This window comes from Lactobacillus sp. RTP31084st1_F9_RTP31084_210423 (genome assembly GCF_040919545.1).
Taxonomy (GTDB): Bacteria; Bacillota; Bacilli; order Lactobacillales; family Lactobacillaceae; genus Lactobacillus; species Lactobacillus paragasseri.
Genome location: NZ_JBCOVH010000001.1, coordinates 179,908 through 197,601, shown reverse-complemented (window position 1 = coordinate 197,601; position 17,694 = coordinate 179,908). Strand labels below are relative to the sequence as shown.

Here is a 17,694-nt window from a genome sequence, read left to right as displayed (position 1 = left end):
TGTCGTGCCCTTAGTGTAATGGATCGCACGTAAGATTCCGGTTCTTAAAATCTGAGTTCGACTCTCAGGGGGCGCATAGTACGAGACAGTCAGTCAATCTGGCTGTCTTTTTTTGTATTTTGTCACTTTATTTAGAAAAAATCTATCATCTGTAAGCATTTTCGTTATAATTAAATTTGGTGTTAATTATGTACATAGACAGAAAGGTTATTTTATGATCGAAGAAGAAAAAAAGTCTAATGCCAAAAAAATGCTCTGGCCAACGCTAGCGATGATGGCATTTTCAACTGTCTGGGGCTTCGGTAACGTTGTTAACGGTTATGTTTACTTTGACGGTACCAAAGTTATATTCAGCTGGATATTAATGTTCCTGTTATATTTTGTTCCCTATGCATTAATGGTTGGAGAACTAGGTGCAACTTTTAAAAATGCTAATGGTGGTGTTTCCTCATGGGTTAATGCTACTATGGGTGCAAAGTGGGCCTATTACGCTGGGTGGACATATTGGGCATGCCACGTAGTATATATTTCAAGTAAAGGTACTGGTGGCTTAAGAGCCATGGCTTGGGGAATCTTCGGCAACACTAAATGGTATGATGGTCTTCCAACTGCTTGGACTCAATTTGCCACTTTAGTGGTCTTCCTCTTTTTCTGCTGGGTTACTACTAAAGGTATCCCAGTACTTAAAAGTTTAGCCACTATCGCTGGATCATCAATGTTCATCATGTCAATTTTATTTATTATTATGATGTTTGCTGCACCAGCAATTAACCCCCATGCTGGTTATTACTCAATCAATTTTAATTGGAAGAGTTTAATGCCCACATTCAACCTTAAATATTTAACATCTCTTTCAATTTTAGTTTTTGCTGTCGGTGGATGTGAAAAGATATCTCCTTATGTAAACAAAGTTAAAAATCCAACCAAAAACTTTCCTAAAGCAATGATGGCTTTAGCAATTATGGTCATGGTTTCTGCAATTTTAGGAACTTTTGCTATGGCTTTAATGTTTGATCCTAAAGTTGTTAACAACAATCTAAACGAATATATTTCAAATGGTGCTTACATGGCCTTTCAACGTTTAGGCGAGTATTACCATGTTGGTGGTTTATTTATGTATATTTATTCATGGTGTAACGTTATTGGCCAATTCTCTACTTTAGTTATTAGTATTGATGCCCCTTTAAGAATGCTACTAGGTAGTAAAGAAGCTAAAAACTTTATTCCTAAGAAGCTTCTTAAGATAAATAAACATGGTGCCTACATTAACGGTATCTGGATGGTTGTAATTCTTTCAGGTGGTTTAATTGCAGCACAAGCTTTATTACCTGATGCACAGGCAGTTATGGCTCAATTAGTTAAATTAAATTCAACTACAATGCCAATGCGTTACTTATGGGTATTCGCAGCATATATTGCACTTAGAAAGCAACAAAAGAAGTTTGATACTTCTTACCAAATGACAAAGAATCAAGGATTAGCTTATACAGCTGGGATATGGTGTTTTATTGTTACAGCAGCATGTTGTATTTTAGGAATCTACTCACCAGATCCATTTACCCTATTTCTTAACATCATTACTCCAATTATCTTGATTGTTTTAGGCTTAATTTTGCCAGCAATCAAAAAAAGAGAAGATGGAACTAACCCATTAATGAAGTAACTTTAAATGAACGATATGCTTGCTATATCGTTCATTTGTTCTACATAAAATTAAGTTTGATTAGTTGACATGATTAAAAGTAAGTGATTTAATTAGCACTGTACTTATTAGAGTGCTAATTTTGTTTAGGAGGTAAAATTAATGCTCGTACCTACAGTTATTGAACAAACTGCACGTGGTGAACGTGCTTACGACATTTACTCAAGATTATTAAAAGATAGAATTATTATGCTTAGCGGTGAAATTAACGACCAAATGGCCAACTCAATCATCGCTCAACTTTTATTCTTAGATGCACAAGACAATACTAAAGATATTTCTCTATACATTAACTCTCCAGGCGGTGTTATTACTTCTGGTCTCGCAATTATGGATACAATGAACTTTATTAAGTCAGATGTATCTACAATTGCAATTGGTATGGCTGCTTCAATGGCTTCAATTCTTTTGACTAGCGGAACTAAGGGTAAACGTTTTGCATTACCAAATTCAACAGTTCTTATTCACCAGCCTTTAGGTGGTGCACAAGGTCAACAAACCGACATTCAAATTGCAGCTAATGAAATCTTGAAGAGTCGTAAGAAGCTTAACCAAATATTACATGAAACTACTGGGCAACCTCTTGATAAGATCCTTAAAGATACTGAACGCGATAATTACTTATCAGCAGAAGAAGCTAAAGACTATGGTCTAATTGATGAAATTTTGGTTAACCAAAAGAAAGACTAGTTTAATTTAACAAAAAATAGAGCTCACGATAGATGTGAGCTCTATTTTTTTGACTAATTTTCTTCTTTTAACTGTTGCGCCATTTCACGAATTTTTTGAAAACGGTGGTTAACTCCTGACTTTGAAATTGGGCCATCTGGAACCTGAGCTGCAACTTCTTTGAGTGAAAGTTCAGGATGCATTAATCTAAAGTGTGCTAGGATTGCCAATTTTTCTGGCAAATTTTCTAACCCCACTTTTTCTTCAATTAATTGAATATCCTCAACCTGCTTAGCTGCTGCATTCGCAGTTTTCTTCAAATTTGCTGTATCGCAATTTACTAACCGATTCACCGAATTACGCATATCCCGCATAATTCTTAAGTCTTCAAATGCTAACATTGCATTGACGGCACCTACAATATGTAGAAAATCACCAATTTTTTCAGCTTCTTTTAAATATACAATATATCCATTACGTCTTTTTGTAGCTTTTGCATTTAAATAAAAGAAACTATTCATTAATTCCAGTAAATCATTATTATGATTTTCATAAAGAGAATAGATCTCTAAATGATATCGACTCGTTTCAGGATTATTCACACTTCCAGCTGCTAAAAAAGCGCCTCTTAAGTATGACATTGCCCTTTGTTCTGATGTCATAATCTTCTCAGGAATTCCGGTAATCAAGCCATTATCACTGTCAAATATCTCTAGATCGCTTAAAATTTCATGAACTTGTTTTTGAAGCCTAACTAAATATTGATAATTTTTCTTTAACTTCATTTTCTTAGAAACAATTAGCAGCGGCTCGATTCCATAGGCTGTTTTAATTAAAGAAAATATTCTTCTAGCAATGGCTGGATTTTCAGTTGTGATATCTAGACTAAATTGATGGTCATGAAGACTAAGTACTCCGTTCATTCGCAAAAAAGCTGCTAATTCTGCCTTAGCATGTTCTGGATGAACTGGCAGACTAGTAAGTTCTTTTTTTACATCACTTGCGTATGAAACCATTAACTAATCCTGTTCCTTTTTTCTTCGGCAATATGCTTCAAAAGCCAAATTTAAAATTTCATCGGCTACTTTTTTACCATCATGAAAAACTAATCCACTATGCTGATCAATAAAGTCAGCCGTAATTACACGGCAATCCTGAGCCCGTAACCCAGCAAAATCATTTCTTACCGGTTCAAGATAAGCATCATAATCTGCCGGATTAAACTTACTCATATCAATTTTAGCTCCGTTAACTAAGGCAGTATTAATATAATGACCACCTAAATGATCATTAATAACTTGAACGTGTTCCGCTGCTGTGAAATGATCTGTTTCACCTTGCTGCGTCATGATATTACAGATATAAATAACTTCAGCCTTAGTTTGTCTCACAGCATCACCTAAATTAGAAATCATCAAATTAGGTAAAATTGAGGTAAACAAACTACCTGGTCCTAAAACCACTGCGTCTGCTTGCATAATTGCAGCTAAAACAGGTAAAACTGCCTTTGGCTCATCGTCAGAATCAGTATCAGTTACCCATACCCGTTTAATGCGCTTATCCTTTGAAGTAATTTCTGTTTCACCAGCTTCAGTTGTCCCATCAATAAATTCTGCATTTAAAGTTAAGGGTTCGTTTGAAGCAGGGAAAATTCGCCCATCAATTCGCATCATTCTTGATAACGATTGAACAGCATCAAAAATATTCCCTTGCATTTCATCTAAAGCGGCAATAATTAAATTTCCAATTGCATGACCTGCAAAAAATGAGTCAGATGAATTAAAACGGTATTGAAAAATATCTTTTTCTTCCTGTGGTAAGTCGGATAAAGAAACTAGCACATTTCTAATATCGCCTGGCGGCACCACATTAATATAATCTCTAATTGCACCTGATGATCCACCATCGTCTGCCACAGTTACAATAGCTGTTATATCGGCATTTTGTTCCTTTAAAGCATTCAAAATAACAGGTAACCCTGTCCCACCACCAATAACAACAATTTTAGGGCGACGTCCGCGAATGACACGTACAATTTTATTTTCTCCGTACGCCATCTCCCAACAATCTCCTTTATTGTCCAATATAACGACTAATTTCTCGATGAGAAATATCAACAGGATATTTCTTAGCCAAATCAACTGCTAATTGGCGAGCGATTGAAACGCTCCGGTGTTGACCACCAGTACATCCAATTGCAATAGTTAATTTTTCTTTTCCTTCCGCAATATATCCGGGAATAGCCGTCTCTAACATGTCTAAAAACTTAGCATAAAACTTTTTAGTTTCTTTCTTGCTCATTACATAATCAAAAACTCGACGATCTAAGCCAGTAAATGGTTTAAGTTGAGGAATATAGAATGGATTCGGTAAAAATCTCACATCCATTACAATATCAGCATCAATTGGAATACCATACTTAAAGCCGAAACTCATTACTTCAATTGAAAAAGTCCGAGTTTGATTATCTCCAAACTTATCTACTAATTTAGCTTTTAATTCCTTAGTAGTTAAACGGGAGGTATCAATAATTATATTTGATATATTTTTAGTTCTTGATAAAATAGCTCTTTCTTCTTGAATTCCATCCAATAAGCGTCCTGTATGAGCTAATGGTGGCAAACGTCTTGTTTCCTTATACCGAGATACTAATACATCATCTGAAGCATCTAAAAACAAGACAGTCGACTGAACATTTTGACTATCTTCTAAAGATTTAATTTCGTCAACCAAATCTTTGTAGAAGCTTTTTACTCTCAAGTCAACAACTACTGCTGCCTTACTAAAATCTGATGAATTGTTAATTAATTCCCAGAAACTTCCCAATAATTCTGGTGGTAAATTATCTACCACAAAATATCCCATATCTTCTAAAGCTTTGATTGCCACAGTTTTACCTGCGCCACTCATACCAGTAACAATCAATAATTGTTTCTTTTGTTCAGCCATAGCTATCCCTCCTTAATCGCTATTATAACATACCGGGTGTTTCATTTTTTGAATAAAATAAAAAGTCGTTGTCACAAGTAGTTATCATAATCAACTACTTTAAAAACGACTTTTTATTTTATCTGTGCATCCATGAAACAAAAATTTCATTGATTCCAAATACCATTAACCAAAATGCTACCAAATAAACCAAAGTAATAGCAGCAAGCACTGGATTAAATAGCAAAGCAAAAGCAATAATCAAACTAACAATATTCAAAATTAAGCAGAGAACAAAATAGCCAGTTGAATATTCGCGCAAGTGCCATGAAAAGATAATACCGATAATTGAGTCGGCTAAGAACCAAATAGCAAATAAAATAGCTAAGGTTAATCCACCAATTTCACGTGAACATAAGAATAAAACTCCGATTACAATATCGACAATTGCTGAAATTAACGTAACCCAGCTTAAATCAAAAATATTATGGAATTTTACATATGCGGAAATCCAAATAATTCCTTGTAAAATTGACAAAATACCAAATACAAATACAAATGCGCTTAAACCACGACCAGGGTAACGTAATAGTAAGAATGATGCAACAATAAACAAAATTCCTGCTATGAATGAACCCCAATCAAAGCCTTGGTGTCTAGAATTATAAATATCGTTCATTTTTATATCCTCCTAGATAATATTCTACACTTAATTTACTAAAACACCATTAACTTTATTCCTGCTCATCTTTGCTATTCATTAACTTTTTAGTTAACTTAATATCTCGCTTGAGAACTGGTTTTAAGTATTGTCCCGTATAACTTTCTTTAACTTCAGCAACTTCTTCTGGAGTACCAGTAGCCACAACTTGACCACCGCCATCTCCACCTTCAGGGCCTAAATCAATCAACCAATCAGCGTTTTTAATAACATCTAAGTTATGTTCAATAATTAAAACAGTATTTCCCTCATCGACTAAGCGCTGCAATACTTCTAATAACCGCTTAATGTCATCAGTATGTAAACCCATTGTTGGTTCATCTAAAATGTAGAAATTATTACCCGTGGAAAGCTTCTGTAATTCAGAAGCTAATTTCATTCTCTGTGCTTCCCCACCAGATAAAGTTGTGGCTGACTGCCCAAGTTTTACATACCCCAAACCAACATCAACGATTGTTTGTAGCTTACGATGAATTTTAGGAATATTTTCAAAAAATTTGCAAGCTTCATTAATTGTCATATTCAAAACTTGCGAGATATTTTTTTCACGGTAAGTTACCTCAAGAGTTTCTGAATTGTATCTTGTCCCATGACAAACTTCACAAGGTACATAAACATCAGGTAAGAAATTCATTTCGATTTTAATAATTCCATCACCATGACAAGCTTCGCATCTACCGCCCTTAACATTAAAAGAAAATCTCGCTTTAGTATATCCACGCATTTTTGCTTCATTAGTTTGTGCAAATAAAGCTCGAATATCATCAAATACACTAGTATAAGTTGCAGGATTACTACGTGGTGTCCGCCCAATAGGGCTTTGATCAATATCGATAATTTTTTCGATGTTTTTATATCCCTTAATTGACTTATACTTTCCTGGTTTAGCTGAATTATTATTTAATTTTTGTGCTAAAGCACGCTTCAGAATCAAGTTTACAAGAGTTGATTTTCCAGAACCTGAAACGCCGGTTACTACAACAAATTTCCCTAGAGGGAAATCTACTGAAATATCCTTCAAGTTATTTTCTGCAGCACCAGTAACAGTAATTTTTTTACCATTACCCTTTCTTCTCTCTAACGGTACAGGAACGATCTTTTTACCTGATAAATATTGTCCAGTTAAAGATTTAGGATTCTTCATCACTTCTTCTGGTGTACCAGCAGCCATTACTTTTCCGCCATATACACCTGCTCCTGGTCCCATATCAACTAAGTAATCGGCCTGTTTCATCGTTTCATCGTCATGTTCGACTACAATTAAAGAATTACCAAGATCCCGCATCTTTTTCAGCGAAGAAATAAGTCGATCGTTATCTCGCTGATGAAGACCAATTGATGGCTCATCCAAAATATACATAACGCCAGATAAATTAGAGCCAATTTGGGTTGCTAGTCTAATTCTTTGTGCTTCTCCACCGGATAAAGTTCCAGCAGAACGAGATAAAGTCAGATAGTCTAAACCAACATTCTTTAAGAAAGTTAATCTATCACGTACCTCTTTCAAAATTGGTTTAGCAATCATCTTTTCTTGTTCACTTAATTTTACTGAATTAAAAAAGTTCAATGACTTAGAAATTGACAGATCAGAAGCTTCAGCAATATCTTTGCCATTTACTTTTACTGCTAATGCCTTTTCATTTAATCGCTTACCGTGACAAGTTGAACAAGTAAGTTCAGTCATATACTTACCCATTGCATCACGCATAAATTTTGACATTGGATGATGATAACGACGATTGATATTATTTAAAATTCCTTCAAATTCTTGAACAGTATCATTTACACCAAAGTCACCTTCAAGATGAAATTTGATTTTTTTCCCTTTAGATCCATTTAAAATTAGATCTTTTTGCTTTTTAGTTAATTTTTTATATGGCTTGTCCACAGGTATTTTTAAAGCCATACATGCTTGCTCAAGCATGGCAGTATAGTATTTTGAATTAGACCATGGCACTAAAGCTCCCTCTGCTAAAGTTTTATCCTTATCAGGAATAACTAAATCTTCATCAACTGATAATTTCATCCCCAATCCATCACAATCAGGACAAGCTCCAAAAGGCGCGTTAAATGAAAATAAACGAGGCTCCATTTCGCCGACCGTAAAGCCACATATTGGACAGGCATAGTATTCAGAAAAGTTAATACGTTCACCCTTAATCACATCAACATCCATGTAGCCATCTGCCAAACGAAGAGCAGCTTCAACAGAATCAAATAAACGACTTCGAATATTTTCTTTAACAATTAAGCGGTCAACAACAATATCAATGCTGTGCCGTTTATTTTTGTCTAGGTCAAAATCATCAGTGATTTCATGCATTTCACCGTCTACAATTACCCGTACATAACCCGCACGCTGGATTCGTTTAAATACTTCCTTATGTTCTCCTCTTTTAGCGCGAATAATTGGAGCTAAAATCTGAATTCTGCTTCTTTCAGGTAAATCCATTACGCGATCTACCATCTGATCCACGCTTTGTCTCTCAATCAAAGTTCCATCATTTGGACAAATTGGATGACCAACGCGTGCCCACAATAAACGCAAATAGTCATTAATTTCTGTTACAGTTCCAACTGTTGAACGCGGATTATGAGACGTCGTCTTTTGATCAATGGAAATTGCGGGATTTAAGCCATCAATTGAATCAACATCAGCCTTATCCATTTGGCCTAAAAATTGTCTAGCATAACTTGATAGTGACTCAACGTATCTTCTTCTACCTTCAGCATATAAAGTATCGAAAGCTAATGAACTTTTTCCTGAACCTGATAAGCCGGTAATAACTACTAATTTATCTTTTGGAATCGATAAACTTATATCTTTTAAATTATGTTCACGCGCTCCATGAATTACAATTTTATCATTTGCCATTTAGCTTTCCTCCTCTACTTTTTCTTTTCATGTACTTGCTTTTGTAAATCCATAATTGCATCACGTAAGTTAGCTGCTTCTTCAAAATCTAGTTTCTTTGCAGCTTCTTGCATTTGAGCAGTCAAAGTTTTGATCATGGTTTGCTTTTGTTTCTTAGTCAATTCATCAAAGTTTAGATCAGCAAAACTTTCTTTATTTTCCTTCTCATCACTATCTTTAGTAATTGAAATAACATCCCTGATAGGTTTAACAATAGTTTTAGGTGTAATGCCGTGTTCTTTGTTAAACTTCATCTGCAAACTACGTCTTCTTTCTGTAGCATCAATTGCTTCTCGCATCGAATCCGTAATTGAGTCTGCATACATAATTACCTTACCATTTGAGTTTCTAGCAGCACGTCCTATCGTTTGAACTAAAGGTCTAGTTGAACGTAAAAAACCTTCCTTATCTGCATCTAGAATTGCAACTAAAGACACTTCCGGTACATCGATTCCTTCTCGCAAAAGATTAATTCCGATTAAAACGTCAAATTTACCAAGCCTTAAGTCTCTAATAATCTCTAAACGTTCTAATGTCTTGATATCTGAGTGTAAATAGCGAACTTTGATCCCCAGGTCTTTCAAATAATCAGTTAAGTCTTCTGCCATCTTTTTAGTTAAAGTCGTAACAAAAACGCGTTCATCACGATCAATTCGTTTATTAATCTCACCAACTAAATCGTCAATTTGTCCCTTAATTGGTCTAACTTCAATTTCTGGATCAAGCAGTCCAGTAGGACGAATAATTTGTTCAACTTTATGATCAGTCTGATTTAACTCATAGTCTCCAGGAGTTGCTGAAACATACATAATTTGGTTTACATGCTTTTCAAACTCTTCTAATTTTAGTGGTCGGTTATCCAGAGCTGAAGGTAATCTAAAACCATAATCAATCAAAGTTTGCTTACGAGCTCTGTCTCCGTTATACATCGCCTTTAATTCTGGCATTGTAGCATGCGATTCATCAATTAAAATTAGAAAATCATCAGGAAAGAAATCAAGTAAAGTATGCGGAGGCTGACCAGCTTTACGTCCTTCCATGTGCCTAGAATAATTTTCAATTCCGTTAGTGTAGCCAACTTCACTCATCATTTCCATATCATAGGTAGTTCTTTGCTTAATTCGTTGAGCTTCTAAAAGCTTACCTTCTCCCTCGAATTTTTTAACTTGAATATTCATTTCATCTTTAATTGAAGCCAAAGCTCTTTGCATAATTTGTTCATTAGTAACAAAGTGTGTTGCTGGGAAAATAGAAACTTGTTCGCGTTCACCAATTACCTCACCAGTCAAAGAATCTACTTCAACAATCCGATCAATTTCATCACCAAAAAATTCAACTCTAAATGCATGATCAGAATAACCAGCAGGAAAGATCTCTACCACGTCACCGCGGACTCTAAAACGACCACGTTGAAAATCAATATCATTACGATCATATTGAATATTCACCAAGTCCCGTAGTAATACATCACGGCTAATTTCTTGGCCTTCAGAGATAGATACTACACTTGCTGCATACTCTCTTGGATCACCTAAACCATAAATACATGAAACTGAAGCAACGACAATTACATCATTTCTTGACATTAAATCACTGGTAGTTTTATGACGCAACTGGTCAATTTCATCATTAATTGATGAATCCTTTTCAATATATGTGTCCGACTGTGGCACATAAGCTTCAGGCTGATAATAATCATAGTAAGATACAAAATAATCAACGGCATTTTTAGGGAAAAACTCTTTGAATTCACCATAAAGCTGACCAACAAGAGTTTTATTATGCGAGATTACTAAAGTAGGTTTATTTAATTTAGCAATTACATTCGCCATAGTAAAAGTCTTACCTGTCCCAGTAGCACCCTCTAAAATTTGGGCCTTTTCACCGTTTTCAAAACCATCAGTCAACTTTTTAATTGCTTGCTCTTGATCACCTGCTGGTTGAAATTTAGAAACAAGTTCAAATTTTTTGTTTTTTTGTCGTCTAATCATTTTCGATCCTCCGCAAAAAAAGTTGGACTAAAATAGCCCAACTTCTATTAACGTATTCATTTTACTACAGCGAACGTATTTTCGCACTATTTTTGCATTACTTTAATAAATTTGCTAATGCATCTTGATATTCTTCAGCTGCCTTTTCCGCAGTTTCAATATCCTTCTTGTTTACACCAACATAAGCCTTAATTACAGGCTCTGTTCCAGATGGACGAAGAGCAACCCAAGTTTCATCATCTAAGAAGTACTTCAAAACATTAGATTTAGGGAAGCCAGTTAATGGAGTCTTTTTGTTTCCTTCAATGGTTTCTTGAGTTTCAAAGTCTTGGATTTTTACAACTTTGGCACCATTAATTTCAGTTAAGTGCTCTTTACGTAATTTACTCATTAATTCAGCCATTTTCTTTTGACCACCAATACCTGGCATTTCAATAGCCCTGGTAATTTCGTAAGCCACACCATACTTTTGCCAAATTTCTTGCAAACCATCAAAAACAGTCATGCCTTTAGATGCATAGTAACTTGCTACTTCTGCAAACATCAATGCACCTTGCATAGCATCCTTATCTCTAGCAAATGGTTTAAATAAGTAGCCGTAACTTTCTTCAAAGCCCATTAAGAATTTACCGTCATTTTCTTTGTTCATGCGGTCAACTTCTTCACCAATGTACTTAAAGCCAGTTAACACATGCTTGGTCTTAATACCAAAATCATCAGCGATCTTAAATGGAAGTGCACTAGAAACTACTGAAGTTACTAATTCATAATCAGATGATAAAGTTCCGTTTTCTTTCATGTGAACTAATAAGTAGTATGCCATTAAAGTAGCAATTTGATTACCAGTTAGAACTTGGAAGTCACCATCTGATTTTCTAACAGCCGCACCCATTCTATCGGCATCTGGGTCGGTTGCAATAATAACATTTGCATCTACTTCATTAGCCAACTTAAAGCCTGGTTCAAACACATCACGGTATTCGGGATTTGGCTTAATAGTTGTAGGAAATTCAGGATCAATAATTGATTGACTTGGAACTGGAATGACATTGTCAAAACCGCCTTGTCTGAATGCGCGATCGTAAAGCATTTTACCAGTACCATGCAATGGAGTATAAATAATCTTTAGCTTATTAGCGTTAGCTTTAACCATTTCAGGATCAACAGTAACATCCTTCAAATGAGCTAAGTAAGCTTCATCCACATCTTCACCAATTAATTGTAATGTACCCTTAGCACGCAATTCTTCTACTGGAGCAGCTTTAACGCCAAAAATATCATCAACTTTTTGAGCGTAAGCAAACAAGCGATTTGCATTTTCTGGAGCCATTTGAGCACCATCTTCACCATATACCTTGTAGCCATTATATTGCTTAGCATTATGGGAAGCAGTGATATTAATCCCAGCAAAAGTATTTAAATGACGAACAGCAAATGACAATTCAGGAGTTGGTCTTAAATCATCAAATAAATAAACATGAATTCCATGTGCACCTAAAATACGAGCAGCATGCTCAGCAAATTCTCTTGAGTGATAACGTGAATCAAAAGAAATTGCGACACCACGTTTTTTAGCTTCTTCACCATTTTCATCAATTAATCTTGCAAGTCCTTCGGTTACTCTTCCCACAGTAAACAAGTTAATTCTGTTAGTACCTGGTTCAAGCCGTCCTCTCATTCCAGCAGTACCAAAATTAATATCTTGTCCGAAAGCATCTTCAATCCACTTTTCATCTTTACCTAATTTGTTTAATTGATCTTTTAAATAATCAGGTAAATTATTTGCATTAGTCCATTGACTATAAATTTCTTTTGCGTTCATAATTTCCTCTTTACGTAAATTTTATGGTTTCATCTGCTATTTTAACGCAAGTTATAATGAAATTGCTATCATAATTAACAATTTAATTATTCTGCTCGCAAAAGATTTAACGTCTTCTTTTCTATTCGATATTTGAAAAAACTCTTAATTAACTAAAGTTCCAGTTAATCTTTCGCTCAAACTTTTCATAAGGAAGTAAAGTGATTTCACCTAAGTTTATCCCTTCTGCTGGTGGGCATTGTGCTTCTAAAGTAATTCCGTCATATTGACCAATATTGTTTGCAATACCAGTATGATTAAAGTGGTTAGCTGTATAGGTAACAATTGCAGGAGCATTAGTTGTCATAACCATTTTATGTTTATCAGATGTTAAAACTGCTGCTGGTTGCATCCCATTTAAGATAAAGGGATGATCTAAACCATTGCGTAACTTAATTTGACTATTATCACTGTTTAATGTTTCAGCTATTCTCTTACCTTTTCGAAAATCAAAAACTGTATTTTCTACGCTTTGCATTCCTTGATTTGGTAGCCCATCTTTACCAACTGGTAAATAGTAATCGGCTGCAAGTTGTAATTGTAAATCAGTTGCTTGTTCACCTAAATTAAAATAAGTATGGTTTGCTGGATTAAAAATAGTTAATTGATCACTAACCGCTTCAAGCTTATATGACACATTATTTTCATTATCTAGCTTGTAAGTTACATGTAATTTCATATTGCCAGGATAGCCATTATCACCATCTGAATCAAAAAGGAAAAGATCAGCTTGAGATTCTTGATTGGAATTTTTTAATTTAAAATTCCAAACTTTCATGTCAGTACCAATACCACCATGAATATGATTTTCTCCATCATTTTTAGGTAGTTGAAAAATATGATTTCCATGTTTCCATTGTCCTAAGCGAACACGACCACAAATTCGACCAACTGTTCCACCTAGAAAATTTCTCTCTTTTGAATAGTCTTCCGGACTGTTTAATGACAAGATCATATTTTCACTATTGAGTAGAACTTTTTCTAAAGTTGCTCCGTAATTAAGAAGCTTAACTTGCATCCCATGATCATTTTCAAGGCTAATCTCGCATAGATCTTGCCCATCTTTTACACCATATTTTACAAAACTTGTTTTCATTTTATTTATCTACCTCGCTTACTAAAGCCTTGGTAAATTTTTGCCAACCAGCTTCTCCATCTTTATTATTTTTAAAGACACCAGCACATTCAAGAACTTGATCAAACACTTCGACTAGAGCCTGTTGCAAAATACTATCTACATTCTCTCTAGTAATCTGATGCTCTGCTTTGATTTTCTTGGCCCAATCAAGATGGCTATCAGCTATTTCATTATCTTCATTAAGTAAATATTTTTTAACTTCTTCTAGTTCTTTCTTAAGTCTTCCTGGGAGAATGGCTCTTCCCATAACTTCGATTAAGCCAATATTTTCTTTTTTAATGTGCCAAAGCTCAGCATGTGGATGAAAAATTCCTAATGGATATTTATCACTAGTATTGTTATCACGAAGAACTAAATCTAAAACGAAATCTTCTCCTTCACGATGCATAATTGGAGTAACTGTATGGTGTCTAGTTTCACCATCAAAGGCTTTAATTTGACGATCTTGGTCACTATAGTGATCCCAAAAATCAATAATTTTACTGCCCAAATCAATTAAATCTAAGGAATTTTTACTAATTAAGCGTAAATCACTCATAGGCCAATCAACTACTCCAGCTTTAACTTCTGGGTATTGATCAAAATTAATCACTTTTTTTATTTTCGCCTTCATCATTGGAAAGACGTGACGACCACCTTGATAATGCTCATGAGCAAGCATCGAGCCACCAACAATTGGCAAATCAGCATTTGAACCAACAAAATATTCTGGTAGTTGTTTCTCAATATCTACTAAATTAATTAAAGTCTGCTGATTAATGATCATCGGAATATGCTTTTGATCTAAGAAAATACAATGTTCATTAAAATATGCATATGGTGAATATTGAAAGCCCCACGGACGGCCACCAATCATTATACGAATTATTCGCAAATTACTACGTACATTCTTTCCATATCCGCCAACATAGCCTTCATTTTCAAGACAAAGTGCACATTGAGGATATTTATTACCGGTACTATGAGCTGCCGCAGCAATCGCCTTAGGATCTTTTTCAGGTTTTGAAAGATTAATCGTAATTTCTAATTCATGATTCTTAGAGCTCTTTCCTGAAAAGACAATATTTTTGGCAATAGCTTCTTTTTTTACATAATTATTATCAACGCAAAGCTTATAAAACCAATCAGTTGCTGCATTAGCAGATTTTTGCATTTTTTGCCAGAAAATTTCATTTACTTTTGAAGGCGTCGGCGTTTTTAAATCATATAACTTATCATTTAAAACTTCGCGTGAAGTATTGTCATCAGGAATAATTTTGCGATCAACGGCTATTTGAACAAGTTGTTTTACTGGAGATTGTTTTCCATCATATTCTTGATCTTCATCACCTACTAAAGCTTTGATCTTATTAATTACATATACACGATCTAATTCTTTATATGCTCCACTCGCAATGACTTCATCTGCAAATTTCTCAATAATTTTCATTTCTGTAGCTCCTTAAGCTTAAATTCTTTTTGTTCCATCTACAATTTCCGCATCATAGAAACTTGCATCGTACCCAACTGCATCACGATAAATTTTTCCAACATTTTGCTTAAATTTTTCAGCTTCATCCTTTTTTACAATTGCAATTGCGCTACCGCCAAAACCGCCACCAATCATTCTAGCGCCTAATACACCATCTTGTTTCCAAGCTGCTTCAGCTAAAGTATCAAGTTCTTTCCCAGTTACTTCATAGTCGTAATGAAGAGAAATATGAGATGCATTGATTAAACGCCCTAGCTTTTCTAGATCATTATCTTCCATTGCTTTGGTTGCTCTGATAGTTCTACCATTTTCACTAACAGCATGGCGAGCACGTTTTAACTCTGTTTCGTCATTAATTAAGTATGAATATTCATCAAAAGTATTATCGTCAAGTTCACCTAAAGCTTTAATATCTAGTTTAGTTTGTAATTTTGCTAAAGCGTTGTGACATTCGCTAACACGATCGTTATAAGCAGAGTCTGCTAGGGTATGCTCTTTGTTAGTCGACATAATAATAATTTCGTAATCACCTAACTTAAGTGGTTTATATTCATATTTCATTGTGTTGCAATCAAGAAAAATAGCACTATCTTTCTTTCCCATAATGCATGCAAATTGGTCCATAATTCCTGAGTTTAATCCCACGAATTCATTCTCAGTTTTTTGACCCAGTCTTGCTAAGCTAGGACGATCCACATCTAAATCAAACTCATCCTTCAAAATCATTCCCATTAACATTTCAATCGCAGCACTCGAAGATAAGCCAGATCCTGATGGTAAATCAGCTTTAACATATAGATTAAAACCATGATTAATCTTTTCTCCATATTCTCTTTGACGAAGATAGGTGATCATTCCCTTAAAGTAATTAGCCCAAAAGCGATCATCTTTTTCTACTGAATCATCATTTAAATCAAATTCGACAATATCGCCATCGACATTACCTGAATAAAGACGAACTTTATTGTCAGTCCTTGGACCATAGACACCATAAACACCTAAACTAATTGCTGCTGGAAAAACATGACCACCATTGTAATCTGTATGCTCTCCAATTACGTTAATTCGACCAGGTGAGAAAAAGACATCCTTTCCTGCTTCACCAAATATTTCTTGATAATCTTTAAGTAATTCATCTTTATTCATAATTTTTACCTCGTAAATCAATTATTTATTTGTAATCGTTTTCATAGACGATTATAAAACTATTTATTAATTTAGTAAATATATTTACTGGTTTTCATAATAAAAAGTGTATTGAACTAGTTCAATACACTTAGTTAAAGCTCTTTCTTATAATTAAATTAGTATTCATCGTAACGTGAACCTTGGGCAAATCTGAGTTGGTTATTCTCATCAATAAAACAGAAATGGCTAACTTGCTCAAAGCAGTTTGATCGATATTATATGAAGTAAGAGGCGGTGAAATGTATTTAGCTACTTCACTATTATTAATACTAATAATAGCAGTATCTTTTGGAACCCTAATTCCTACCTCATTGAAGTATTGTAAAACCCCAACACTTAAGGTATCTGAAGCAATAATAAAGGCATCCGGTAAATTTCTACCTAATTTTTTAACTACTTCTTTTGCTAATTGATAACCATTTTTTACACTAACAATTCCTTTAGCAAAAACTTCAGTCTTTTTTATTCCTTGTGTTTTGCAGAACTCTGTAAATGTAATTTCACGAATATCACGTTGAGGTTGATGGTCTAAAGTAAAACTTTCAGCCCCAATATAACCTAAATTTGTATATCCTTGAGCAATTAATTTCTTAACTGCATCTTGTACAGTCAATTCAAGATTAGGTTGAACCGAATCAAATAATTGCGGTGCTGGATTGATATCAATAAATACACCGCTTGGCAAAACATTATGCAGTCTTTTCAGTTCCTTATAGTTAAGTTCAGCCGTACCTACTCCAAGAAAGCCCTGAAAAAGTGAAGCTTGCTTTATCAATTCATCTACTTCTGTAAATAATGTTAGCTTAATCTCTTTCTCTATCGCTACCTTTCTAATGGCATCACGCAAGAAAGAAAAATACTCATCCTGCAGTTGCTCATTTCCATTTACACGATAGAGTACAGCAATTTCTGGTTTTAGGTTATTAACTTTATTGTTGTTCTTTTTAAAATATCCTAGTTCATTTGCAACCCTTAAAATTTTACTTTTTGTTTCAGAAGTAACTGAAAGACGTGGATCATTACTTAATAAACGCGATACAGTCGCTGGGGAAAAACCGGATTTAGCAGCGATTTCTTTAATTGTTGTCATATTTCCACCACTTTTCTCTAT

Annotated in this window: 13 protein-coding genes; 2 read left to right on the top strand and 11 right to left on the bottom strand. The window is 34.6% G+C overall.

Going from position 1 to position 17,694, the window contains the following annotated elements:
• Positions 1 to 214 precede the first annotated feature (214 nt).
• A complete protein-coding gene (locus AB5359_RS00995; protein WP_020806688.1) occupies positions 215 to 1,663 on the top strand; it encodes an APC family permease in 1,449 nt (482 codons plus the stop codon).
• A 141-nt stretch (positions 1,664 to 1,804) separates the two neighbouring features.
• The gene (clpP, locus tag AB5359_RS00990; protein ID WP_003647009.1) at positions 1,805 to 2,392 is read left to right on the top strand and encodes an ATP-dependent Clp endopeptidase proteolytic subunit ClpP; all 588 of its coding nucleotides are present in this window, start codon (positions 1,805 to 1,807) and stop codon (positions 2,390 to 2,392) included.
• 53 nt (positions 2,393 to 2,445) lie between these two features.
• On the opposite strand, the gene whiA is transcribed toward clpP, so the two are convergent.
• The 11 genes from whiA to AB5359_RS00935 form a co-directional block, all read right to left on the bottom strand.
• Entirely contained in the window at positions 2,446 to 3,387 is a 942-nt protein-coding gene (gene whiA / locus AB5359_RS00985) for a DNA-binding protein WhiA (protein ID WP_003648451.1), read from the bottom strand.
• 3 nt (positions 3,388 to 3,390) lie between these two features.
• Positions 3,391 to 4,428 (bottom strand): gluconeogenesis factor YvcK family protein, encoded by a 1,038-nt coding sequence (gene yvcK / locus AB5359_RS00980; protein WP_003647007.1) that lies wholly within the window; start codon positions 4,426 to 4,428, stop codon positions 3,391 to 3,393.
• Between the two features lie 16 nt (positions 4,429 to 4,444).
• The gene (gene rapZ, locus AB5359_RS00975; protein WP_003647006.1) at positions 4,445 to 5,320 is read right to left on the bottom strand and encodes an RNase adapter RapZ; all 876 of its coding nucleotides are present in this window, start codon (positions 5,318 to 5,320) and stop codon (positions 4,445 to 4,447) included.
• 118 nt (positions 5,321 to 5,438) lie between these two features.
• A complete protein-coding gene (locus tag AB5359_RS00970; protein ID WP_048686364.1) occupies positions 5,439 to 5,978 on the bottom strand; it encodes an HdeD family acid-resistance protein in 540 nt (179 codons plus the stop codon).
• 55 nt (positions 5,979 to 6,033) lie between these two features.
• Complete coding sequence (gene uvrA, locus AB5359_RS00965; RefSeq protein WP_048686363.1) at positions 6,034 to 8,895, bottom strand: excinuclease ABC subunit UvrA; 2,862 nt, start codon at positions 8,893 to 8,895, stop codon at positions 6,034 to 6,036.
• 14 nt (positions 8,896 to 8,909) lie between these two features.
• On the bottom strand, positions 8,910 to 10,925 hold the full coding sequence (uvrB, locus tag AB5359_RS00960) for an excinuclease ABC subunit UvrB (protein ID WP_039156081.1): 2,016 nt from the start codon (positions 10,923 to 10,925) through the stop codon (positions 8,910 to 8,912).
• Between the two features lie 97 nt (positions 10,926 to 11,022).
• On the bottom strand, positions 11,023 to 12,747 hold the full coding sequence (locus tag AB5359_RS00955) for a phospho-sugar mutase (protein WP_077410439.1): 1,725 nt from the start codon (positions 12,745 to 12,747) through the stop codon (positions 11,023 to 11,025).
• A 148-nt stretch (positions 12,748 to 12,895) separates the two neighbouring features.
• Positions 12,896 to 13,882: an aldose epimerase family protein gene (locus AB5359_RS00950; RefSeq protein ID WP_048686359.1), complete on the bottom strand. Its 987-nt coding sequence runs from the start codon at positions 13,880 to 13,882 to the stop codon at positions 12,896 to 12,898.
• A gap of 1 nt (position 13,883) precedes the next feature.
• Entirely contained in the window at positions 13,884 to 15,353 is a 1,470-nt protein-coding gene (locus AB5359_RS00945; RefSeq protein WP_048686357.1) for a UDP-glucose--hexose-1-phosphate uridylyltransferase, read from the bottom strand.
• A gap of 18 nt (positions 15,354 to 15,371) precedes the next feature.
• Positions 15,372 to 16,541, bottom strand: coding sequence for a galactokinase (locus AB5359_RS00940; protein WP_048686355.1), 1,170 nt, complete (start codon positions 16,539 to 16,541; stop codon positions 15,372 to 15,374).
• A 130-nt stretch (positions 16,542 to 16,671) separates the two neighbouring features.
• Entirely contained in the window at positions 16,672 to 17,673 is a 1,002-nt protein-coding gene (locus tag AB5359_RS00935) for a LacI family DNA-binding transcriptional regulator (protein ID WP_048686354.1), read from the bottom strand.
• Between the last annotated feature and the right edge of the window lie 21 nt (positions 17,674 to 17,694).